Genomic DNA, 21,198 nt, shown 5'->3' on the forward strand with positions numbered 1-21,198 from the left:
AACTTATGGGTGTAAATTTATATACTTGCCTTTGGGCAAATGGCAAAGCGGATGAAATGATTGAATATTATAGTCATGTATTTCCTAATGTGACGTTACTTTCTAATACATCTATAGTAAGCAATATTGAAATCAATGGATTTAAATTAATGCTTTTAAATGCAGTTTCTCAATTTGAAATAAATCCTTCAATTTCTTTTCTTTATAATTGTAGTTCTGAAAATGAAGTAGTTGAAATATGGGAAAAGCTGAAACCTAATAGTAAGGTCTTAATGGATCTAGGTAAATATCCTTGGGCGGAACAATACGGTTGGATTCAAGATGCATTTGGCGTCAATTGGCAACTCATTTATATCGCTGATAATAAAAATTGGGGTAAAATTTTACCTAGTTTGATGTTCACAGGGATTAATAATGGGAAATTGGCAGACGCAATTTTATTTTATCAAACGATCTTCGGTACAGATAACGCTCATAATATTGTCGCTAAATATGGAGAAAATGACCCAGATACTACGGGGAATATAAAATATGCGGAATTTGATTTAATTTATTATCCAATGGTCGCTATGGAAAATTCTGGTAGCCATGATTTTCAATTTAATGAAGGTGTATCGCTTGTCGTAGAATGTAATACCCAAACGGAAATTGATCATTTTTGGTTTGGGCTTTCCGATGGTGGATCATTAGGACAATGTGGGTGGCTTAAAGATCGCTATGGAATATCATGGCAAATCGTACCCAAAATTTTGGGTGAAATTATGGAAGATAAAGACCTAGCTCTTACCGCCACAGATATTGTATTACATTCTACAAAATTTGAAATATCGAAATTTGAGGCTATTAGAAAATTGAAAGAACTATAAAATTCTTGCAATTGGGTACAATTTGTACGTTTTTTCAAAAAAATTTGAATGTTGATAAATCCATTCCAATTGACCATGTGCGTCATTTTTAAGGGATGGATTTTTATCTATTGCGTTATCCAAATCTGTTCTTAGTTGAGGATTTTTTTTCAATAATTCTGCTGCTTTATCTTCAAATATATAAGGTGAAAAATATTCTTTTCTACTCAAAATTCCATCAAAGAAATTCCAACAAAAATAACTATCTACACCCTCTGGTTCTAATGTCTCTATTAGGTAACGATTGCTTTCTTGATTTGTAAACGCCATATAATCACCCTTATAAAAAGGAACATCCATCATCTTTTTTTCTAGGGTGATGTCATGGTGTAGATAATGTCCTTCATATGGTTGCGTATTCGTCGGAAAATCTTTTATATAATACACCTCTGCATGGACAATTGTATCCTGTTTTATAGGCATGAGTTTCACATGATTGAGTTGCAATAAAGAGATGGCTTTATCATAACATTGAGGAATAATATATGCTTTGGGTTTGTTGATTGTTAAGCTAGCTTGATATCTATCATACAATTTTATAGTTCTGGTAAATGGTCGATCTCGATTATAATATAGTCTTGTTAATCCAGAGACCTCGCTCGGCTTGTGCTCAGCTTCATAACCATAAAATGGAATATTCGCATATTTTGTCGTATCTAATTTCCAACGAAGTGGAAATGTGGTTTGATTTTTTACATAGTCCTTCGCTTTTCGTCGCGTTGCAAGTAGTGTATTTCCTTGTTCGTGAATGATGTCTTTTAGATACACCATTAACTGATAAGTCGATTCTACTCTTTGTTGAAATGGTTTCCACATGTGCGTTTCTGGCATGTATGCAATCGTATTATGCAAAGCTGCAAATCCTGTAGAATATCTTGGCGTTTCCAGATATGCTTCGATTCCTGACTCAGGCGTTTCTCCTGGGAAATCAATATAGGGAATCAATTTATAGTCCTTGGTCGCCATTCTTTTGTATAGTTCATCGGTAAATTTTTCTTTCATGTATTTACCCAAAATTGGCGTTAATTTATCCCTTTGCGTATCGATTAAGGTCATGATATATTGATAGTCTGCGCCATCACTCGTATGATTATCCAAAAAAACATCTGGATCCCAACTATTGAAAATCTCTTGAAATGAATAAGAATTTTTACTATCTGTTTTGATAAAATCTCTATTTAGATCGAGGTTGCGTCGATTACCACGAAAACCATAGGTTACGGGACCATTTTGATTGACACGTGATTCTCCACGATTCAACATTCCTCCGAGATTATAGGCAGTAATGATGGCAATCACTTCGTTGTCTGGCAACGCATTTTTTGCCAATAAATCTCTGGCTAACATCATGGAAGCATCAATACCTTCAGGCTCCCCAGGATGAATGCCATTATTTATCAGAAAAATAGCGTTTCCAGATTTCTTCAATTTTTCTGGAGAAAATTCTCCCGATTTAGAGAGTACGAATAATTGTAAAGGTTTACCTACATCAGTTTTCCCACAAGTAAATAATTTACTTTGTTTGGGATATTTTTTTGCCAAAGTTTGATAATAATCTATCATTTCTTGATAGGTCGCAGTCGTATTTTTTTGCGGATCTTTTTCGTAAGGCGTTAATTGTGCCGTTGCGTTCAAAAAAAAGAATATAGGCAAAACTTTACGCGCATATTTTATGAGTAGATGCATATTTTTAGTTTGGACAAATATAACAAGCATCGATCTATTGCCCCATTTTCTATTTGTTGGTTATCTTTGCGCCGTATGAAAATATTAATGGTATGCTTGGGCAACATTTGTAGAAGTCCATTGGCAGAAGGAATATTGAGAAATAAGTTGGCAGGAAATGGTATGGATGTGCAAGTAGATAGTGCTGGTACAGGTGGCTGGCATGTCAATGAAGCACCGCATATTCTTTCTCAAAAAGTCGCAAAAAATCATGGATTCGGCATTTCAGATCTTCGTGGACGCAAATTTTTAAGAGAAGATATGGCTGATTTTGATAAAATTTTTGTGATGGATAGCCAGAATTACAATGATGTAAAATATATCGCCGGTCCAAAATGGGATGAAAGCAAGGTTGATCTTATCTTAAATCAATCGCTACCTGGGAAGAATAAAAGCGTGCCAGATCCTTGGTATGACAATACGGTGGACGCATTTGAAAATGTATATCAAATGCTGGACAAAGCTTGCGATGTCATCATCGAAAAAATACAAACAAACAATCTTTAACTCATTATAATAGCTTCAAAGTGAAACCTTCGATTCCTCAGGGCACAAGAGATTTTAACGCCGCAGTCGTATTAAAACGTCAATATATTTTTCAGACAATCAAGTCAATATTTGAATTATTTGGATTCCAACCATTGGAAACACCATCTATGGAAAATATCGAAACTTTGATGGGGAAATATGGCGAAGAAGGCGACAAACTTATTTTCAAAATTTTGAATAATGGGTTGGACAATCCCAGTAAATTAGAAAAAACAGAAGCAGGTTTTAAAAACGTATTGCAAGGAAAAAACGATAAAAGTATTACTGAAAGAGCACTTCGTTATGATTTGACGATTCCATTTGCACGTTTTGTAGCGATGAATCAAAATGATTTAGTATTTCCGTACAGACGTTATCAGATCCAACCGGTATGGCGTGCAGATCGTCCACAACGTGGTCGTTATCGCGAATTTTATCAATGTGATGCGGATATTGTGGGCAGTAATTCTTTGTTGAACGAGACGGAATTATTACAAATTTATTCGCAAGCATTTTCCAAATTAAAGGTAGATGTCGAGATTCACATCAATAGCCGCAAAATGTTGTCTGCGTTGGCAGAGATTTGTGGCGGATTGGATCGCTTGACTTCCATTACAATTGCTATTGATAAGCTAGACAAAATTGGTTTGGATAAAGTAAAAGAAGAGTTAGCGCAAAGAGACTTGGAATCCAATCAAATTGAAATTATTGAAAAATATTTGCAAATATCTGGTTCGAATACAGAAAAAATCGCTGCTATTAAATCGTTAATGGGCGATAATGCAAGTGCCAAAGTTGGTTTGGAAGAAATTGAATTTTTATTGTCACATGCTGGTGCGTTGCAACAAGAAGTTGTAGTTGATTTTACCCTTGCGCGTGGATTGGATTATTATACGGGAATTATATTCGAAGTGAAAGCCAAAAATGTACAAATGGGTAGCATTGGTGGTGGCGGTCGATATGATAATCTAACAGGATTATTTGGGGTAAATGGCTTGTCCGGTGTGGGTGTAAGTTTCGGTATAGATCGTATCTATGACGTGATGGATGAGTTACAAGTTTTCCCAGACAATGTACAAGCTGGAAGTAAAGTGTTATTTTTCAATTTGGGAGAAAAAGAAAGTGAAACGTCTTTTCAATTATTACAGCAGGTTAGAAATGCTGGAATTAAAGCGGAAATTTATCCTGATAAATCCAAATTGGACAAACAATTCAAATACGCGGACAAAAAGAATATTATGTACGCCGTAATCATTGGAAGCCAAGAGTTGGAAGAAAAAAAATGCACCATTAAAAATATACAATCAGGTGAACAAAAGATCATCGACCAAGATGCACTTGTTGCCTATTTATCCGAAAATTAAATTGTTTGAGTAGAATGTGCACGATGTTTGTGTAAATATTTTGAATTTTTAAAATAGAAAGAATGAAGTTTTGGATCTTAATCTTATTGACGGCGAGTTTATTTGTGATTTCATGTGGTAAAAAGACCGTGCCAACAGCGACACCCTCTAACCATAAATCGCATCCGATGATCCCGTCCAATACGCCTAAAAAAGACACGGTCAAAGTTGCCGAAAAAAAGGTAGAAATGGAGGCGAACGAACCGGTAAGCGATACAGTGCCGCCTGCAATGGTGTATAGCAAAGTGTTTACTGTGGTAGATAGTCATGGTAGATTATTGATGAGTCAAGATAAAAAACCGGGCGATGTGAATCCTGACTGGGGCGCATTGAATAACATTCGTTCTTTCACTCCCAATCAAGCGCAAACATTGGCTTCAAGATTCAAAAGTGTTCCGCCAAGAGTGATCTATGTACCTGCAGAATTTGCCAAAAAAGGAAGAAAAGGTAAATATTATATTTACAGCAAACGATTTTGGTATTGGCAAAAAAGCGATGGACTTTTTTACCTAGATACAAATTATTATCAATAGTTAAGTGAGGATTTCCTAACAAGGAAATCCTTTATTTTTTGCCTAAATAAACGTAACTTTATACCCCTTTTAAGAAAGATAAAAAATAAGGAATAGCATGTTTGCAAAAGAAATTTATGAATCAAGAAGAGCGATATTAAAATCAAAAGTTCAGTCTGGTTTGATCCTATTTTTGGGAAATGAAGAGGCTGGAATGAATTTTAAAAATAATACTTACACTTTTCGTCAAGACAGTACATTTTTATATTATACAGGTTTGGATAAGGCGTCATTAACCTTTTTAATAGATGTGGATAATAACCAAGAAATTTTGTTTGGTGACAATATTTCTATCGATGATATTGTTTGGTTTGGCCCTACTCCAAAATTGGAAGAAGATGCTGCTAAAGCAGGCATCATTGACGTAAGACCCACGAAAGATTTGCAAAATTATTTGGATAAAGCTTCTAATAGTGGCAATACAATTCATTATTTGCCTCCTTATAGAGACGAACATATTTTGAAATTACAACAATGGTTACATATTTCACCTAAAGAAGCCGCGGCTAAACCATCTGTTGAGTTGATCAAAGCGGTTGTAAGTATGCGCTCTTATAAACAACCAGAAGAAATTGTTGAGATTGATAAAGCCGTTGATATTTCTACTGAAATGCATGAAACTTTCATGAAATTGACCAAGCCTGGTTTGATGGAATCTTATGTTGCAGGTAAATTGCATGGAATGGCTTTATGTGCTGGAGGTGATCTTTCTTATCCAATTATCTTAACGGTCAATGGAGAAACTTTGCATATTCATGCAAGACATCATGAAATGAAAGCAGGTCAATTGGCATTGTGTGATGCTGGTGCGGAAACGCCATTGCATTATGCTGGCGACTTGACGCGTACGGTTCCTGTTAATGGTAAATTCACTTCTTTGCAAAAAGATATGTACAATATTGTTTTGGATACGCAGTTGAAAACAATTGAAGCATGCAAACCAGGTACGTTATTTAAAGATATCCATGCATTAGCAGGAGAAACTTTATTGGAAGGTTTAAAAGGATTTGGAATTATCAAAGGTGATGTGAAAGAAGCGGTAGCCAATGATGTACATACTTTATTTTTCCAATGTGGACTTGGACACATGATGGGCATGGACGTACATGATATGGAAAATCTAGGCGAACAATATGTAGGTTATACAGATACAATGAAAAAAATAATGACTTTCGGATGGAAATCATTGCGTTTGGGTAAAGCGTTGGAACCTGGATTTGTTGTAACTATTGAACCTGGTCTCTATTTTATTCCTAGTTTGATTGATGAATGGAAAGCGGAAAATAAATTGTCTCAATTTGTGGACTATAATGAATTAGATAAATTCAGAGATTTCAGTGGTATTAGGATTGAAGATGATATTTTGATTACGGAAACTGGTCATAGAATTTTGGGTAATACAATTGCACCAAAATCAGTAGAAGAAATCGAAAGTTTTATGGCAAATTAGTTGGACTATAAACTTTTAAAGCGCCGATTAATTATTTAATTGGCGTTTTTTTATGGTTAATTTTGCGTGATATTTATTGCAAAATTAAATACAGTTGCAACCAAACCGTCGATGTTTTGTACTTTAGCAATTATTAAACATTAATCTAATTAATTACATTGATGAAACATAATCGCCGTTTTGCATTTTTTCCAAAAAAAGTATTGCTTGCTTCCGCTTTTGGTTTGGGTATATTGTCCATGATGTCTTTTGATAAAAAAGATCCCAATTCCGAATACGAACAGAAAATCAAAAAGATCAAGCACATAGTCGTGATCTATATGGAAAATCATAGTTTTGATAATCTCTATGGACAATTTAAAGGTGCGAATGGTATCAGTAATGCTACGCAGGAAAATATTATACAGTTAGATGAAAATGGTAAGCCTTATCAATACTTACCTGCAATTCCTTTATCAAGTGTATTTCCTACGAATATGACCAATGGCTTGTTTAATATAGATCAGTATATCCCTGCAGATCAAGAGACGCCTGATGTCGTGCATCGTTATTATCAAGAACGCGCACAGATCAATGGAGGGAAAATGAATAAATTCGCACAATATAATAGTACACGTGGGATGACTATGGGTTACTATAAAACGGATTTACTTCCTTTAAAACCTATAGCAGAAAATTATACACTTTGTGATAATTTATTTCATAGTGCATTTGGTAGTTCCTTTTTAAATCATCAATGGTTAATCTCCGCGGCAACACCTTATTTTCCAGAAGCGCCAGAGACAATGCGTGCCAAATTAGATACAAATGGCATAATGGAGCGCGATGGGACCGTTACTCCTGATGGTTATGCGGTGAATACGGTATATTCCGTCAATCAACCTCATCCTGCCGCAAAAGCATCTCATTTAGTTCCTAATCAAACCAACCCAACGATAGGTGATCGATTGAGTGAAAAAAATATTTCTTGGGCTTGGTATTCGGGTGGTTGGGATAGTGCGATGGCGGGCAAGGCCGATCCAACATTTCAATACCATCATCAGCCATTTATTTATTTCAAATCTTTTGCAGATGGAACAAAAGCGAAAAAGGAACATTTGAAAGATGAAACGGAATTTATTGCCGCGGCAAAATCGGGTAAATTACCTGCAGTTTCTTTTATAAAACCTTTGGGTATTAATAATGAGCATCCTGGATATTCTAATGTAATTACAGGAGAAACACACGCTGTGGAATTAATTAATGATGTGTTGAATGGCCCAGAAGGAGCAGAAACATTAGTTATATTGACTTATGATGAGAATGGTGGTTTTTGGGATCACGTCGCACCACCTGTAATTGATAAATGGGGACCCGGCTCTAGAATTCCTTGTATTTTAATTTCTCCATTTACTAAGAAACATTTTGTAGATCATACACAGTATGAAACGGTTAGCATTCTAGCGTTGATAGAAAAACGATGGGGATTGAAACCTTTGAATAATAGAGATAAAAATGCGAATCCTTTTATGGGTGCATTTTAATTTTAGTTCGGATGAAAATAGTTAAAGTATTAGGAATTATAGTAGTCGCTTTTATTGCGTGTCAATCTTTTTTCTCTAGTACAAAAGAAGAAGTGTCTATCTCTAATCAGATAAATAAAAATTTATCTTTGGATGTGGACACTTTTTCCATGTTTATACAAGACTCAATTTTGCCCTTATTAGCCGCTCCGCAAAAAAATGAACAAAAACTTCAATCGACTTTTTTACAAGCTCGGCTGAACTATAAAAAAATGGAATGGGCTACAGAATATTTTATGTATTCTACTGCCAGATTGGTGAATGGAATTCCGGTGCCGGAAGCAGAGGTGGCTAGTCAAATGATATTACAGCCCGCAGGTTTACAGGTAATAGAAACCTATTTATTTCCCCAAATAGATACTACGAAAATAGAAGCGCTCAAAACTGAATATGTCTCATTATTGGAAAAAAGTAAAATATTTAAACGCTTTTTTGATAATATAGATATTGCGGATTGGCAGATTTTAGATGCGTGTAAGTTAGAATTATTTAGAATAGAGACACTAGGAATTACGGGGTTTGATAATGCACTTACATTGAGGTCTGCCTCGGAATCTGCAGACGCATTGAAAGGTGTAAAGATTGCTTTGGATATTGTAGTTGAAAATTCAAACTATAAAACCAAATTAGATAGTTTGGTCAATTATGCAGTGGCTTATTTGAATCAAAATACAAATTTCAATAGTTTGGATCGTGCATATTTTATTCGCAAAATGGCTAATCCAATTACAATTGCAATTTCCGACTATGTAAATATTGCAAAGCTGCCCGATATTCGTTACAATAGGCTATTGAATCAAGATGCAAAAACCTTGTTCGATTCCAATGCCTTTAATCGCTATGCTTTTTCGCCCGATTTGACAATTGAAAATGAAAGTGCTAAGATTGAATTGGGTCGAAAATTATTTAATGAAACCGCCTTTTCATTGAATAATACAAGAAGCTGTGCTAGTTGCCATCAAGCGGAACGACAATTTGCAGATGGTCTGCCGAAGCATTTGAATATAGATAACAATGGTTTTATTGATCGTAATGCACCATCATTAATAAATGCAGCACTTCAACCATTTCAATTTTACGATTTTCGTAGTGTCACACTAGAGGATCAGATTTCTAATGTTGTCGCTAATCCCAAAGAAATGCATGGCTCTATAGTTTGGGCATTAAATAAGTTAAAATCGAATATAGACTATGTTCAACTTTTTCAAAGAGCTTTTGCTGAAAATCCCAATGCGACAATTGATACCACAAAAGTTATCACAGCAATAGCCACTTATGAAAGAAGTCTTACCAATCTCAATAGTCGCTTTGATCAATACATGCGTGGTAATAATCTCTCGTTAAATAGTGCCGAAATTAAGGGATTCAATATCTTCATGGGAAAGGCCCAATGTGCCACATGTCATTATTTGCCTTTGTTTAGTGGTGTTGTACCTCCTAAATTTATCAATATGGATGCGGAGGTTATAGGTGTACCTTCCATAAGCGATCGTAAAAAAGTAGATCCTGATTTGGGGTTGTATAATTATTTGTTAGATAATTTATATCCTGTGAGTCAGTTGGAGGATTTTAAATATGCATTTAAGACTACTAGTATTCGTAATGTGAGTAAATCTGCACCATATATGCATAATGGCGTATTTCAAACCATAGACGAAGTATTAGATTTTTATAACAAAGGTGGAGGTGTTGGCTTAGGATTTAATTTGCCAAATCAGACATTGAGTGCCGTACCTTTGAATTTAACTCCATCAGAAATTTTAGATTTGAAAGCATTTATTTTTTCGCTCGATTCTCTTCCTATGAACTGATTATTTTACATGGAAATGAGAAAGGGATGCTTTGAATTCGCCAATTTCTCTGCCTTTTAAGATGACCGCCCAATTGCCTTTGTAATGCATCACGATGGGAAGTAGGATGCCATTTTCGTTTTCTAATCTTACCTCCATATCTACATCGAAATCGTACACGCCTGCATGGTAACTCATGGTATATTTACGTCCAACGACTTCCATCGTATGAATGTCAAACCAAGTGGTCATATTATCAACAACTATATTTTTTGCATCTGGTTTGGGGGTAATAGAAAATCGATAGGTGTCGTGCCCAAAAAATGATACAGTATCCAAACGATAGTTATAATTTTTATGTGCGTCTTGATCGTAAAGATCTAGTTTGTTACCTATAAATGGTATGCCCGGAATTTTTTTTCCTGGATTGAAAAACAACATTTTCAACTGCTCTTTGTGTTTTTCAATTCCTTTTTTGCCCGAAACTTCAAAATCTTGATTACCAACTATGTTATTTTCTCCACAAACATTTCCATTTGTAAAAAATAAACTTGCAAACATTTTACCCGTTGTATAGTTGAAATTTCCATTTTTATCCAACATGTCGCCTGTAGTTTGCAAATCTGCAACGGTCATAGACCTACATCCATTTTCTCTTTTTTGGGTAGTAATACTATTATAACTCGCTTTTACATTGGACTTTTTGTCCAACATTTTAATGGAATTATTTGACGTATATCCAACTATGTGCAAACTCTTAAATGCCTTATAAAATGTGGTGTCTGACTGAATCCTTTTAAGAAGTTGAGGTATATTGTTACCGTTGCGAACAATGACTGTTGGTAATGTAAATTCGTTGTTATCTACTTTGATGATTGTATCCTTTTCTGTTTGCGTATGTGCCGTTGCAGGCAATATGGCTAACAGAAAAGGAAGTATATATTTTTTACAGGAAAATTGCTGGAACTGGATCATAGGCTAATTTAATGATATCCACTATTTCTTTTTAGCAAATTTCATTCTATAGTCAACTTTAACATTGCCTTTCGTGATGTTATCCAGTTTTCTATGCAAAAGTTTTCTTTTCAATGGTTTTAAGTAATCGATGAACAATTTTCCATCAATATGATCATATTCATGTTGAATGATTCTCGCAGTAATACCATTGAATTTTTTTCTATGTGCTACGAAATTTTCATCCACATATTCAATTTCCACTTCTTCTGGGCGGAATACATCTTCTCTAATGCCTGGAATGCTCAAGCATCCTTCTTGATAAGGCCATTCTTCACCAGTTCTTTCAATGATATGAGCATTGAGAAATACTTGTTTGATTCCTGGGGCATCAGCATATGTCTCATCACCAGGTTCCAAACTTTCAAAAATCTGTGCACTATCTACAACAAACATTCTGATATTCAAATTCACTTGAGGGGCTGCTAATCCTACTCCATTGCTTGAGTATAGCGTTTCCCAAAAGTTGGCAATGAGCTCTTCTAATTTTGGATAATCTTTGTCAATATCAATACATTTTTCTCTCAAAATATTTGCACCATATCCTATAATCGGTAAAATCATAATAAAATTTTCTTTTTTCGCAAGTGCAAATGTACCGCAAATGATTGAAATAAGTCGGTTAAATAGTACGGTTAAATGGCTATTGACAATTCAAAAAAACGTATTTATTCATCAATTTTTATATGGAATATCCTATTTTCGTAGTCAACGTTATCGTACTTAAATTTTCATTTAATATCTTAATTGTTTATGCTAGAGAATATTATTGGTGGTATAATAGTTTTGATTGGCGCATTGGCATTGATTTTTTGGATATATATCGCCTCTTCTTTTTTAAAAAAAGGTCCAATTGAACGAAATATTGGCTTAATAGGTCCAATGGTAGGCGTATTAGCTGTGGTTGCATTTAGATATATTTATGAACGCTATGACAATGCAATTGTCTTTTATGTTGGTATCATATTACTTATTGCATTATTTTATTTCATATTTACTTCAAGATATACGATTAAAAATCAAATGATTACCAAGATATTAAATATATTGGCATTATTTGGATTGTTAGTTTTTATATTTTTTGTCATCCGAGCTGGGTATTATAAAATATTTATGAAATAATGTATTTCTACAGATGAATATCGGAATATTTCAATTTTAACCTTAATACTTGGCCGAACTTTGAAATTATGAAAAGTATTAATTTGTTTCGTCAAAAAATTCTAAGTTTTTTAGCGGTAGCGCATATTTTCATAATGCTTACACTTGTCTCTTGTGCGCAACAACCAAAAGAAAGTAAAATCGGAACTTCTGTAAAAAGTTTAAAAATTGGCATTATTGGTTCTGGTAATGTGGGAGGGACGTTAGGTAAAAAATGGTCAAAAGCCGGATACAAAGTATTTTTTAGTTCGCGCCATCCAGAAGAATTAAAAGATTTAGTTACCTCAGCAGGTCCCAATGCACAGGCTGGCACGATTGAAAATGCCATCAAATTTGCTGATGTGGTTGTGTTGGCAGTTCCCTACAAAGCAGAAGCAGAATTAAGCAATAAATACAAATCATTCATTGGTGATAAAATATTGATCGATTGCGATAATGCCTATTCATTCAGAGATGGAGCTGTTGTGGCCGATGCAAAGTCCGAAGGCGTTGCTAATTATACGCAACGAAATTATTTTCCGAAGGCAAAATTAATCAGAGCATTTAATGCCGTAAATGCAAGTTCGGTTGCGTCGGCAGATGCAAATAATAAGATAGCAATACCTTTTGCTACAGACGATCCAAAGTTGAAAAGTGTTGCGGAAGAATTAATCATTGCCGCTGATGGTATTCCTAAAGATGGGGGCAGTATTAAGGATAGTAAATCCTTTGATCTGTAATAATCAAAACCTAGAGTTCAAAATATGGTTATCTATATTTTAAACTTTAACTTTGTGCCAAATCTGAGAAATGAAAAAAGGATCTTCTATTATAATTGCATTTGTATTATTAACTGTTGTCGGCGCATTATATCGCATCGTACCTGGCAGACCATTTGGCTTTGCTCCACAATATGCAATGGCATTGTTTGGTGGATTTCTGTTTCAAAATGACAAAAAATGGGCGTTTATTCTACCTATTGGATCGATGTTTTTGTCTGATTTATTATTCCAAGGTTTATTCAAATTAAATATGACTTCCACACCGGGATTCTATTCTGGACAATTGGTTAATTATATTTTATTTGCCATTTTAGCAGTATTCGGATTTATTATTAAAAAAATGGACTTCCGCAATATCATTATGGCTTCCGTTTTGTCCACTACCTTTTACTTTTTAGTTTCTAATATGTACGTTTGGATTTCTACGGATTTTTATTCAAAAAATTGGGGCGGTTTGATGCAATCCTACACTTTAGGATTGCCATTTTATAGAAATAGTATTATTGCAACATTAGTTTTTTCAGCTATATTATTTGGCGGTTATGCATTGATTGGAAAATCATTTACCAAGTCACAACGAGTAACTGCTTAATAGTTTTTCCCTAACTCTTTTCAACCTATCATAAACCAATACTAACATGTTTTCTCGTTCTGCAATATTTAGTTGCATTTTGTTCGGAATGCAATTTTTGTTTCATAATGTTTCTGCTCAAAAAGTTCTATTTAAGACTAAATATTATGATATTTATTATTATGCCACAACTCCGAAAAGTGCAAGTATTAAAGAACTCTATTATAAAGTAGATGGGCATTGGCAAATTGATAAATATTATAAAGATTCTATTCATTCGAAATTTTATTTAGATCAAAAAAGTGTTTTAGCAGATACATCCAAACATCCCATTTGGAAAAAAATTACTTTTTTTAATGAAAATGGGACGAAAAAAGAATATCGGCATGCTGAAGATACCATTACCACTTATGCAGAGCATTATTCAGGAAATGGGAAAAAAGATGGGGCTGCAATTTTTCAAAAGGATTCATTAATTAGTTCTGAAGGGTGGGATGAAAATGGAAACTTAATTCCTGATTTTGTATACGAGAAACCTGCAGAATATCCCGAAGGTTCAGATGGATGGATGCACCGTCTTTTTAGAACGATAAGAGCCGAAATTGCAATGGACAATGGTGCTCCAGTTGGTAATTATACGGTTGTCGTAAGTTTTATTGTAGATAAAGATGGAAAAGTAAAAAATGTAAAGGCGGAAAATGATCCAGGGTATAAAACAGCACAAGAAGCAGAACGTGTAATAAAAACTTCTGATGACTGGTATCCAGCGATTTATATGAATAAAAAAGTAGTATATCGTCAACGTCAGCAAATTACTTTTCAAGTGTTAGATGGAGAGGAAGACGTTCAAATTACTCCAAGTGTTGTTTATTTTAATCAAGTTCATCAACGTACAGACTCCGCAAATGCTATTTATAGATCTATTAGTCAACCGTTAAATGACAGTACAATTGAAACGAAGATGTTGATAATCGGAAAAGGAACATTAGTTGAAGTAAATAAAAAAGTAAAAAGTAAGAACGGTAAGCAATATGAGATATTGCAACAATACGATGAAAATGGAGTCATTGCTTCCGAAATAGGACTAATAAATTCAGTGATAAGTAAACTCATCAAGTTCTATCCAAATGGAAAAAAATCGCAAGAAATTATCTATGAGAAAGGATTGCCCATCAAATCAACGCGTTGGGATGAAAATGGTAAATTGATTCCATAACGCCAAACTATAACCACTTCTAAATATGATCGATAATTATCCAATTGTCCAGAAATTATTTTCTCAAATACTACCAATCTCAGATATTGTCGTTGAAGGTTTTTCAAAAAAAATGGTAGAACGAAATTTCAAAAAAGGGGAAATTATCAAACCTTATAATGGGACGGAGCGTTTTTTGAATATTGTAGTAAGTGGTTCCGCGGGTTTATTTGTGGCAAAAAATGAAAAAGATATTTGCATAAATATTACTTATGAAAATGCTTTTTTTTCAGATTATAGTTCTTTTTTAAATCAACAGCCGACTGCAATACAGGCGCAATCGTTAGAAGATTGTCTTTTTTATTCTATAGAATATAGGCAGTTGAATTATTTATATGGCAAGTCAATGCAAGGAATGTCTTTGGGGAAAATTTTTGCGGAGCAAGCTTATGTACGTAAACAACAAGAGCAAATAAATTTACTTACGCAAACGCCATTAGAACGTTATCGCAATTTGCTAAATGCTCGACCGGATATTTTTCAAAGAACACCTTTGAAAATCATTGCTTCTTATCTTGGTTTGACTCCTGAAAGCTTAAGTCGTATTCGAAAAAAACAATAATATTCTTAACTTAAGTTAATTTTTTTGAAACATCAGAACTGTAATATTGCAAAATGGGAAATCAATTGGAACTAACTGTTAAGATCTTCATTTATATACATGCTATTGCTGGTGGCGTCGGATTGATCGCGGGTTTGGCGGCATTAATTGCAAAAAAAGGAAGTGTTATTCACAAAAAAAGTGGCGTTTTTTTCAATTATGGAATGGGAATCAGCGCGTTGCTTTCTCTAATCATCGCAAAAATGCCGCATCATGAAAATGTGTTTCTATTTCTCATCGGAATATTTACAATATACATGCTTTTAGTTGGGACAAGAGCGCTTAATTTTAAGAAAAATGATGATGTAAAAAATATTCGTTTAGATAAAATAATCTCAGGAACAATGTTATTCGCCGCAGTTTGTATGGTTATTTTGGGTATAAAATTACAACAACAGCATCAAGCTGGATTCGTCCTCTACTTATTTTTTGGCTTATTAAGCGCATATATGGCAGGACGCGATTTTCGTTTTTACAAATCTCCGCTTCTTTGGCGTAAAAAATGGTTGTCTAATCATATTGGAAAAATGGTTGGTGCCTACATTGCCTCTGTTACTGCATTTTTGGTGGCGGCTTTGCGATTTACGTCTATTTCTATTTGGATAATTCCCACAATCATAGGAACGATTTACATTATTTATTGGAATAGAAAGACGACTCCTAAAAAAAAGGAAATTGTGGCTTAATAAATACAAAGAAAAAGCTTCCAAATCGAAAGCTTTTTCTTTGTATTTATTAAGCATGAAATAATATTGGTTCACTTTCTACTGCTTCATTAGAATATACAGGCATAGGTTTCTTTATTTTGATTAAGCTCATAATAAAAGCCGCAAATAGAAAAGAAATGCTCACCCAAATTACCTGATGAATATTGGAATGTTTGATGACATATCCACTGACCATTGTTCCGATCGTAATACCAAGATTGAAAAATGAAGGCAAAAAACTATTGGAAAATTCTAATGCTTCTTTTGGTACGCCATGTACTCCACGCGTATTGCCGACAAGAAATCCCGCTGTATGTATAAATCCCCAAAATATAATGACAATTGTCATCGGAATAAAATATCCTCCGAAAAAATAAGCTAATAACTCTACAAGAATCAATGCAATGGGGAAATAGCGAAATCCATGTTGCACATTATGGCTGATAATTTTCCCCATCAACCAATTGCCAATAATACCCGCGCTTCCAAATAAAAGTAACATCAAACTAACTTGTTTGCCATTCATTTTGGTTATCTGAGTAAAATAATCAGCCAAATAACTATAGGTGGCAAACATTCCCGAGATCATCAATAGTATATATAAATAATTTACCCAAGTCAACGGATGTTTGAGTATGGAAATATTTTTGTTGGATGTTTTTTGTTTGGCCACAGGTGTCGATGGTACTAAAAAAAGCAAAATGATAAATGCAATTAGATTCACTGCTCCCGCGGTATAAAAAGACGCTCTCCAATTAAATAAATCAGCAAAATAAGTAGTAATCGGAACACCTAAAACTGTCGCCACACTTAATCCTGTCATTACAACGGAAATGGCTTTGGGCGCTTCTTTTTCGGATACTTGCTTCATGGCTAACGTGAGAGCAATCGCCCAAAATGCAGGATAGAAAATAGCAGGTAAAATCCTAGAAACTAATAATACCGTAAAATTTGTTGCTAAGGCTGAGGCCAGATTTGATGCGATGAAAGTAGCCAATACTGCCAATAACATAGTTTTTCGATTGATATTTTTGGTCATTGAAGTTACGAATGGGCCACACAAAGCCACAGTTAATGCAAATCCACTTAATAACCAACCTGCTGTATCTATAGAAACATGAAAGTTCTTTGCCAAAACAGGCAAAATTCCAATAACTCCAAATTCTGTTGTGATAACGCCGAAAACACCCAATGCAAGCGCATATATAGTTTTGTTCATTTTGTTTATTTATTGAAGTATTGAAATGTTTGAATGTATTTAATAAAAAAATAACTAGATCTTAAATGCATTCAAAGCCTCGATATAGGCATCTATTACTTCTTCGTTGAGAAAATATTTGAGATTACGTCCTTCTTTTTCGGAAATAAGAAGATCCGCATCGACCAATTGTTTTAAATGATGAGAGACGGAAGGTTGCGTAAGGTCGAGCGTTTCATTAATATCTGAGCAATATACACAGTCCTTTTTTACTTTGAACTTTTGTAAAATGGCGATTCTGTTGGTATCGCTTAACGCTTTTGATATTTTTTCAAATCTCTTGTTGTCCATACGCTACCGCAAAAGTATATAAATATATTGAAATGTTTCGATATATTTTGTTTTGCAAAAAATCGATACTTCTTTCTAGTAATTACGCTCAAATTCTAAATCAATCAGTAAATCTTTTCCGTCTGCAGCTGTGGTGGCCAGTAGATCACAACGATTATTTAAAGGATTGTCGGCATGACCTTTTACCCAATTGAATTGAATTTGAAAATTCGCTGCAATTTTTGCGTAGCGCAACCATAAGTCCTTGTTTTTCTTGCCGCCAGCAAAATTGGTTTTTATCCATTTGTCAAGCCATTTTTTGGATACACTATCTACCACATATTTACTATCCGTAAAAATGAAAACTGGTAATGCATTGGTTTTTAAAGATTCTAAAGCAATGATTACTGCCAATAATTCCATTCTATTATTGGTCGTCTTACGAAAACCTTGGGAAATTTCCTTTCTTAATTGTCCAAACATTAAAATGGCTCCAAATCCGCCTGGACCAGGATTACCACGAGAAGAGCCGTCTGTATATATTACTATTTTGTTGGGAGTTTCGATAATGATTGATTTTGGCGCAATATAAATAAAGAATATTTTACAAATCGGAATCTATTGAAAACAAAAAATGCCAAGAACGAATCCTTGGCATTTTCCATAAAAACCGATAAAAATTTAGGCTTGCAATTTTGCTAAGCTATCAACAATTGCTTGTTTTGTTTTTTCTTCGGACCAATCTTCTGGTACAAATTGCTTTCCGATAACTTTTTCGTATAGTTCGATGTATCTTTTGCTGATTTCATTCGTTTTTTCATCAGTCATTTCGGGTACAGTTTGACCTTCTTTTCCCATGAAATTGTTTTCAATTAACCATTCACGTACAAATTCTTTACTTAATTGTTTTTGATGTTCGCCTTTTGCTTGCCTTTCCTCAAAACCATCTGCGTAAAAATAGCGAGAGGAGTCTGGTGTATGAATTTCGTCCATTAAAATCACTTCTCCATCTAGAATGCCAAATTCATATTTCGTATCAACCAAGATAAGGCCTTGTTTTGCTGCCAATTCTTTTCCACGTGCAAATAATTTGCGTGTGTAATCCTCCACAATTTCCCACTGTTCTGCAGAGATGAGTCCTTTTTCAATAATTTCCTCTTTCGAAATGTCTTCATCGTGTCCTTCATCCGCTTTTGTGGATGGTGTAATGATCGGTGTTGGGAAATAATCATTTTCTTTTAATCCTTCTGGAAGCGCTACGCCACATAAGGTACGCAGACCGCTGCTATACGTACGCCAAGCGTGTCCAGTGAGGTTGCCACGAATTACCATTTCCACTTTTAATGGTTCGCATTTAATACCCACAGCTACATTCGGAGCTGGTGTGTCTTTTAACCAATTAGGGCAAATATCTTTTGTTGCATCTAACATATATGCGGCAACTTGATTCAATACCTGTCCTTTATAAGGAATTGGTTTGGGTAAAATAACATCAAACGCAGAAATCCTGTTGGAAGCTACCATTACAAGCCATTTGTCGGCGATGGTATACACGTCTCTTACCTTTCCTTGATAAAAAGCCGTCTGTTCGGAAAAATGAAATTGTGACATAATGCAAACGTACATAAAATGCAATATGACCGTGTTTTATTCACAGTATTTTTCTTTATAAAACTGTGTATTTGTATTGAATTATAAGGCTTATGCACATTTTTTAGAGGTTATGCACACATATGCACATATTAATTTACATTTGTACACCAAACCTATTGAAAGTCAATACACTTATACATTTCAAAGATTTCCACGATGTGGATAAAAAGCATGTCCATTTTTTGGTCTGAAAGTGGGAAAAAGTGTTATTTTGTGGTAAGAAATGTGAAAAAAGCATTATCTTTCATTTAATGACAGGATTTTTAGGCGAATATGAAGTTTCCGTGGACGCGAAAGGTCGTTTTCTCCTTCCGGCTGGTTTTAAAAAACAGTTGGAAGGTGGGGAGATGCGTTTTGTCGTAAATAGGGGATTTGAAAAATGCCTTACACTTTATCCAATTAAAAGTTGGGAACCTGTATTTGAAAAAATCAGTCAATTAAATCAATTTGATCCGAAAGTGAGAGAGTTTCGCCGCAAGTTTTTAGGTGGTGCCACTGAGATTGAAGCGGATAGCGCAGGTAGATTATTGTTGCCTCCTTCCTTGAGAGCGTATGCTGGATTGACAAAAAATGTGGTATTAGCTTCCGATGTCAATAAAATTGAAATCTGGGATGCAGATACTTATAATAAGATGTTTGATGATTTCTCTTCTGAAGATTTCAGCGCATTGGCAAATGATGTTATGAATGAAAAAGGTGGGGAGTTATAATGAGTGAGCAAAATATCGGTAGCGATTACCATATTCCAGTTCTTTATTATGAGACTTTAGATATCCTAAATATCCAACCAGATGGCGTATATGTGGATTGCACATTTGGTGGTGGTGGTCATAGTAGAGGGATTTTGGAAAGATTAGGACCTGAGGGGCGTTTGGTTGCATTTGATCAAGATGCGGACGCCGCGCAAAATCTTCCCGAAGATGATCGCATATTATTTGTACCACAAAATTTCAGATATCTGAAAAGATTTCTTCGGTTAAATGGTATCAATGGTGTAGATGGGATTTTGGCGGATTTGGGTGTAAGTAGTCATCAATTTGACGAAGGAGAGCGCGGTTTTTCTATACGTTTCGATGGGCCTTTGGATATGCGCATGGATCAAAATGGTGGGAAAAAAGCTTCGGATATTTTATTAGAATATGATGCAAAACAATTGCAAGACATGTTCAGTAATTATGGAGAAGTTACCAATTCCAAAACTCTAGCACAGCATATTGTTCAGCATAGATCTGTAGCGGAGTTGAAGACAATTGATTCATTCAAAGGAATGTTACAGCCAATTATTAAGGGAAATCCCAATAAATATTTGGCACAAGTATTCCAAGCTTTGAGGATTGAGGTCAATAGTGAGTTGGATGCGTTGAAAGAAATGTTAGAGCAGATTCCTTCCGTTTTAAATACAGGTGGCGTCGCAGCAATTATCACATTTCATTCTTTGGAAGATCGATTAGTAAAGATTTTTTTCAAAGAAGAAACATTCGAAGAAAAAATAGAGAATCCATTTGAGAATAGTTACAAAGAAAAAGAATTAAAGATATTAACGAAGAAACCGATCGTACCGTCACAAGACGAATTAAAGAAAAATGCTAGAAGTAGGAGTTCTAAATTGAGAGCAGTAGAGAAATTATAAAAGAGGCGCAATGGAAGAACAAATTACACAAGAAAAGAAAAGTGCTAAACCTTTAAGCACTTTCAAAAAGGCGGTTAATTACCAATGGGTAATGAACAACTTGGGATTCTTTTTATTCCTTGCATTTTTGGCTGTGATCTACATCGCAAATGGTCATGTAGCAGATAAAATAATCCGAGAGACCAATACGGCAGGCTCCGAAATTAAGGAATTACAATTTGAATATAAGACTTTAAAGAGTGAGTTGATGTTTCAAACGAAGGAAGCAGAGATTATAAAAGCCGTTGCGCCTTTGGGATTGAAATTGAGCAGTACGCCTCCGATGAGAATCAAATTAATAGAAAAAAACAAAGAAGAACAGGAATAACACTATTCACTAGAA

General features: G+C 34.6%; 23 protein-coding genes. 16 read left to right on the plus strand and 7 right to left on the minus strand.

Annotation, left to right across the window (positions count from 1 at the left end; all coding sequences use genetic code 11):
- Nucleotides 1–5: 5 nt before the first annotated feature.
- On the plus strand, nucleotides 6–866 hold the full coding sequence (locus E0W69_RS20090; RefSeq protein WP_131331832.1) for a VOC family protein: 861 nt from the start codon (nucleotides 6–8) through the stop codon (nucleotides 864–866).
- On the opposite strand, the gene E0W69_RS20095 is transcribed toward E0W69_RS20090, so the two are convergent.
- On the minus strand, nucleotides 861–2,591 hold the full coding sequence (locus E0W69_RS20095; RefSeq protein WP_131331833.1) for a M14 family zinc carboxypeptidase: 1,731 nt from the start codon (nucleotides 2,589–2,591) through the stop codon (nucleotides 861–863). The two genes, E0W69_RS20090 and E0W69_RS20095, sit on opposite strands and share 6 nt — an antisense overlap.
- Between E0W69_RS20095 and E0W69_RS20100 the strand changes: the two genes are divergently transcribed.
- The 6 genes from E0W69_RS20100 (at nucleotide 2,586) to E0W69_RS20125 (ending at nucleotide 9,956) form a co-directional block, all read left to right on the plus strand.
- On the plus strand, nucleotides 2,586–3,137 hold the full coding sequence (locus E0W69_RS20100) for a low molecular weight protein-tyrosine-phosphatase (protein ID WP_225321340.1): 552 nt from the start codon (nucleotides 2,586–2,588) through the stop codon (nucleotides 3,135–3,137). The genes E0W69_RS20095 and E0W69_RS20100 overlap by 6 nt on opposite strands.
- Before the next feature lie 20 nt (nucleotides 3,138–3,157).
- Nucleotides 3,158–4,522, plus strand: coding sequence for a histidine--tRNA ligase (gene hisS, locus E0W69_RS20105; protein ID WP_131331834.1), 1,365 nt, complete (start codon nucleotides 3,158–3,160; stop codon nucleotides 4,520–4,522).
- A 62-nt stretch (nucleotides 4,523–4,584) separates the two neighbouring features.
- Nucleotides 4,585–5,094, plus strand: a complete 510-nt coding sequence (locus E0W69_RS20110; RefSeq protein WP_131331835.1) for a hypothetical protein — start codon at nucleotides 4,585–4,587, stop codon at nucleotides 5,092–5,094.
- Between the two features lie 97 nt (nucleotides 5,095–5,191).
- Nucleotides 5,192–6,583: an aminopeptidase P family protein gene (locus tag E0W69_RS20115; protein WP_131331836.1), complete on the plus strand. Its 1,392-nt coding sequence runs from the start codon at nucleotides 5,192–5,194 to the stop codon at nucleotides 6,581–6,583.
- A 161-nt stretch (nucleotides 6,584–6,744) separates the two neighbouring features.
- On the plus strand, nucleotides 6,745–8,106 hold the full coding sequence (locus E0W69_RS20120; RefSeq protein WP_131331837.1) for an alkaline phosphatase family protein: 1,362 nt from the start codon (nucleotides 6,745–6,747) through the stop codon (nucleotides 8,104–8,106).
- Nucleotides 8,107–8,117: 11 nt separating this feature from the next.
- Entirely contained in the window at nucleotides 8,118–9,956 is a 1,839-nt protein-coding gene (locus E0W69_RS20125) for a cytochrome-c peroxidase (protein WP_131331838.1), read from the plus strand.
- Here the strand turns inward: E0W69_RS20125 and E0W69_RS20130 are convergent, their stop codons facing one another.
- Together E0W69_RS20130 and def are read right to left on the minus strand one after the other, a co-directional pair.
- Nucleotides 9,957–10,910, minus strand: coding sequence for a hypothetical protein (locus tag E0W69_RS20130; RefSeq protein ID WP_131331839.1), 954 nt, complete (start codon nucleotides 10,908–10,910; stop codon nucleotides 9,957–9,959).
- Between the two features lie 21 nt (nucleotides 10,911–10,931).
- Nucleotides 10,932–11,513 (minus strand): peptide deformylase, encoded by a 582-nt coding sequence (def, locus tag E0W69_RS20135; protein ID WP_131331840.1) that lies wholly within the window; start codon nucleotides 11,511–11,513, stop codon nucleotides 10,932–10,934.
- 189 nt (nucleotides 11,514–11,702) lie between these two features.
- Here def and E0W69_RS20140 point away from each other — a divergent pair, with 189 nt between their 5' ends.
- The 6 genes from E0W69_RS20140 to E0W69_RS20165 all read left to right on the plus strand — a co-directional run bounded on the left by E0W69_RS20140 (nucleotide 11,703) and on the right by E0W69_RS20165 (nucleotide 15,984).
- On the plus strand, nucleotides 11,703–12,071 hold the full coding sequence (locus E0W69_RS20140; RefSeq protein ID WP_131331841.1) for a hypothetical protein: 369 nt from the start codon (nucleotides 11,703–11,705) through the stop codon (nucleotides 12,069–12,071).
- Nucleotides 12,072–12,139: 68 nt separating this feature from the next.
- A complete protein-coding gene (locus tag E0W69_RS20145; protein ID WP_131331842.1) occupies nucleotides 12,140–12,829 on the plus strand; it encodes an NADPH-dependent F420 reductase in 690 nt (229 codons plus the stop codon).
- Between the two features lie 70 nt (nucleotides 12,830–12,899).
- Complete coding sequence (locus E0W69_RS20150; protein ID WP_131331843.1) at nucleotides 12,900–13,463, plus strand: DUF6580 family putative transport protein; 564 nt, start codon at nucleotides 12,900–12,902, stop codon at nucleotides 13,461–13,463.
- An 88-nt stretch (nucleotides 13,464–13,551) separates the two neighbouring features.
- The gene (locus E0W69_RS20155; RefSeq protein WP_131331844.1) at nucleotides 13,552–14,658 is read left to right on the plus strand and encodes an energy transducer TonB; all 1,107 of its coding nucleotides are present in this window, start codon (nucleotides 13,552–13,554) and stop codon (nucleotides 14,656–14,658) included.
- A gap of 25 nt (nucleotides 14,659–14,683) precedes the next feature.
- Complete coding sequence (locus tag E0W69_RS20160; RefSeq protein ID WP_131331845.1) at nucleotides 14,684–15,259, plus strand: Crp/Fnr family transcriptional regulator; 576 nt, start codon at nucleotides 14,684–14,686, stop codon at nucleotides 15,257–15,259.
- Nucleotides 15,260–15,312: 53 nt separating this feature from the next.
- Nucleotides 15,313–15,984 carry a DUF2306 domain-containing protein gene (locus E0W69_RS20165; RefSeq protein WP_225321341.1) on the plus strand — a complete coding sequence of 224 codons (672 nt, stop codon included), beginning with the start codon at nucleotides 15,313–15,315 and terminating at the stop codon, nucleotides 15,982–15,984.
- Nucleotides 15,985–16,033: 49 nt separating this feature from the next.
- Here the strand turns inward: E0W69_RS20165 and E0W69_RS20170 are convergent, their stop codons facing one another.
- From E0W69_RS20170 to E0W69_RS20185, 4 genes are all read right to left on the minus strand, one after another.
- Entirely contained in the window at nucleotides 16,034–17,224 is a 1,191-nt protein-coding gene (locus tag E0W69_RS20170; RefSeq protein ID WP_131331846.1) for an MFS transporter, read from the minus strand.
- 54 nt (nucleotides 17,225–17,278) lie between these two features.
- Nucleotides 17,279–17,554, minus strand: coding sequence for an ArsR/SmtB family transcription factor (locus E0W69_RS20175; protein WP_131331847.1), 276 nt, complete (start codon nucleotides 17,552–17,554; stop codon nucleotides 17,279–17,281).
- A gap of 75 nt (nucleotides 17,555–17,629) precedes the next feature.
- Nucleotides 17,630–18,151: a ribonuclease HI gene (gene rnhA, locus E0W69_RS20180; RefSeq protein ID WP_326521361.1), complete on the minus strand. Its 522-nt coding sequence runs from the start codon at nucleotides 18,149–18,151 to the stop codon at nucleotides 17,630–17,632.
- A 63-nt stretch (nucleotides 18,152–18,214) separates the two neighbouring features.
- Entirely contained in the window at nucleotides 18,215–19,144 is a 930-nt protein-coding gene (locus E0W69_RS20185; RefSeq protein ID WP_131331849.1) for a phosphoribosylaminoimidazolesuccinocarboxamide synthase, read from the minus strand.
- 293 nt (nucleotides 19,145–19,437) lie between these two features.
- On the opposite strand from E0W69_RS20185, the gene mraZ reads away from it, so the two are divergent.
- Genes mraZ through E0W69_RS20200 form a run of 3 tightly spaced genes read left to right on the plus strand, consistent with a single transcriptional unit; the run spans nucleotide 19,438 to nucleotide 21,183 of the window.
- Nucleotides 19,438–19,896, plus strand: coding sequence for a division/cell wall cluster transcriptional repressor MraZ (gene mraZ / locus E0W69_RS20190; RefSeq protein WP_131331850.1), 459 nt, complete (start codon nucleotides 19,438–19,440; stop codon nucleotides 19,894–19,896).
- Entirely contained in the window at nucleotides 19,896–20,816 is a 921-nt protein-coding gene (gene rsmH, locus E0W69_RS20195; RefSeq protein WP_131331851.1) for a 16S rRNA (cytosine(1402)-N(4))-methyltransferase RsmH, read from the plus strand. Before mraZ ends, rsmH begins: the two co-directional genes overlap by 1 nt.
- Before the next feature lie 10 nt (nucleotides 20,817–20,826).
- Nucleotides 20,827–21,183, plus strand: a complete 357-nt coding sequence (locus E0W69_RS20200; protein WP_131331852.1) for an FtsL-like putative cell division protein — start codon at nucleotides 20,827–20,829, stop codon at nucleotides 21,181–21,183.
- Nucleotides 21,184–21,198 lie beyond the last annotated feature (15 nt).

It is taken from the genome of Rhizosphaericola mali (assembly GCF_004337365.2).
Classification (GTDB): domain Bacteria; phylum Bacteroidota; class Bacteroidia; order Chitinophagales; family Chitinophagaceae; genus Rhizosphaericola; species Rhizosphaericola mali.

Coding starts and splice junctions, on each gene's coding strand:
- E0W69_RS20090 (WP_131331832.1), top strand. CDS start 6: ATGGGTGTAAATTTATATACTTGCCTTTGGGCAAATGGCAAAGCGGAT.
- E0W69_RS20100 (WP_225321340.1), top strand. CDS start 2,586: ATGCATATTTTTAGTTTGGACAAATATAACAAGCATCGATCTATTGCC.
- E0W69_RS20095 (WP_131331833.1), bottom strand. CDS start 2,591: ATGCATCTACTCATAAAATATGCGCGTAAAGTTTTGCCTATATTCTTT.
- E0W69_RS20110 (WP_131331835.1), top strand. CDS start 4,585: ATGAAGTTTTGGATCTTAATCTTATTGACGGCGAGTTTATTTGTGATT.
- E0W69_RS20115 (WP_131331836.1), top strand. CDS start 5,192: ATGTTTGCAAAAGAAATTTATGAATCAAGAAGAGCGATATTAAAATCA.
- E0W69_RS20120 (WP_131331837.1), top strand. CDS start 6,745: ATGAAACATAATCGCCGTTTTGCATTTTTTCCAAAAAAAGTATTGCTT.
- E0W69_RS20125 (WP_131331838.1), top strand. CDS start 8,118: ATGAAAATAGTTAAAGTATTAGGAATTATAGTAGTCGCTTTTATTGCG.
- E0W69_RS20130 (WP_131331839.1), bottom strand. CDS start 10,910: ATGATCCAGTTCCAGCAATTTTCCTGTAAAAAATATATACTTCCTTTT.
- def (WP_131331840.1), bottom strand. CDS start 11,513: ATGATTTTACCGATTATAGGATATGGTGCAAATATTTTGAGAGAAAAA.
- E0W69_RS20140 (WP_131331841.1), top strand. CDS start 11,703: ATGCTAGAGAATATTATTGGTGGTATAATAGTTTTGATTGGCGCATTG.
- E0W69_RS20145 (WP_131331842.1), top strand. CDS start 12,140: ATGAAAAGTATTAATTTGTTTCGTCAAAAAATTCTAAGTTTTTTAGCG.
- E0W69_RS20150 (WP_131331843.1), top strand. CDS start 12,900: ATGAAAAAAGGATCTTCTATTATAATTGCATTTGTATTATTAACTGTT.
- E0W69_RS20155 (WP_131331844.1), top strand. CDS start 13,552: ATGCAATTTTTGTTTCATAATGTTTCTGCTCAAAAAGTTCTATTTAAG.
- E0W69_RS20160 (WP_131331845.1), top strand. CDS start 14,684: ATGATCGATAATTATCCAATTGTCCAGAAATTATTTTCTCAAATACTA.
- E0W69_RS20165 (WP_225321341.1), top strand. CDS start 15,313: ATGGGAAATCAATTGGAACTAACTGTTAAGATCTTCATTTATATACAT.
- E0W69_RS20170 (WP_131331846.1), bottom strand. CDS start 17,224: ATGAACAAAACTATATATGCGCTTGCATTGGGTGTTTTCGGCGTTATC.
- E0W69_RS20175 (WP_131331847.1), bottom strand. CDS start 17,554: ATGGACAACAAGAGATTTGAAAAAATATCAAAAGCGTTAAGCGATACC.
- E0W69_RS20185 (WP_131331849.1), bottom strand. CDS start 19,144: ATGTCACAATTTCATTTTTCCGAACAGACGGCTTTTTATCAAGGAAAG.
- mraZ (WP_131331850.1), top strand. CDS start 19,438: ATGACAGGATTTTTAGGCGAATATGAAGTTTCCGTGGACGCGAAAGGT.
- rsmH (WP_131331851.1), top strand. CDS start 19,896: ATGAGTGAGCAAAATATCGGTAGCGATTACCATATTCCAGTTCTTTAT.
- E0W69_RS20200 (WP_131331852.1), top strand. CDS start 20,827: ATGGAAGAACAAATTACACAAGAAAAGAAAAGTGCTAAACCTTTAAGC.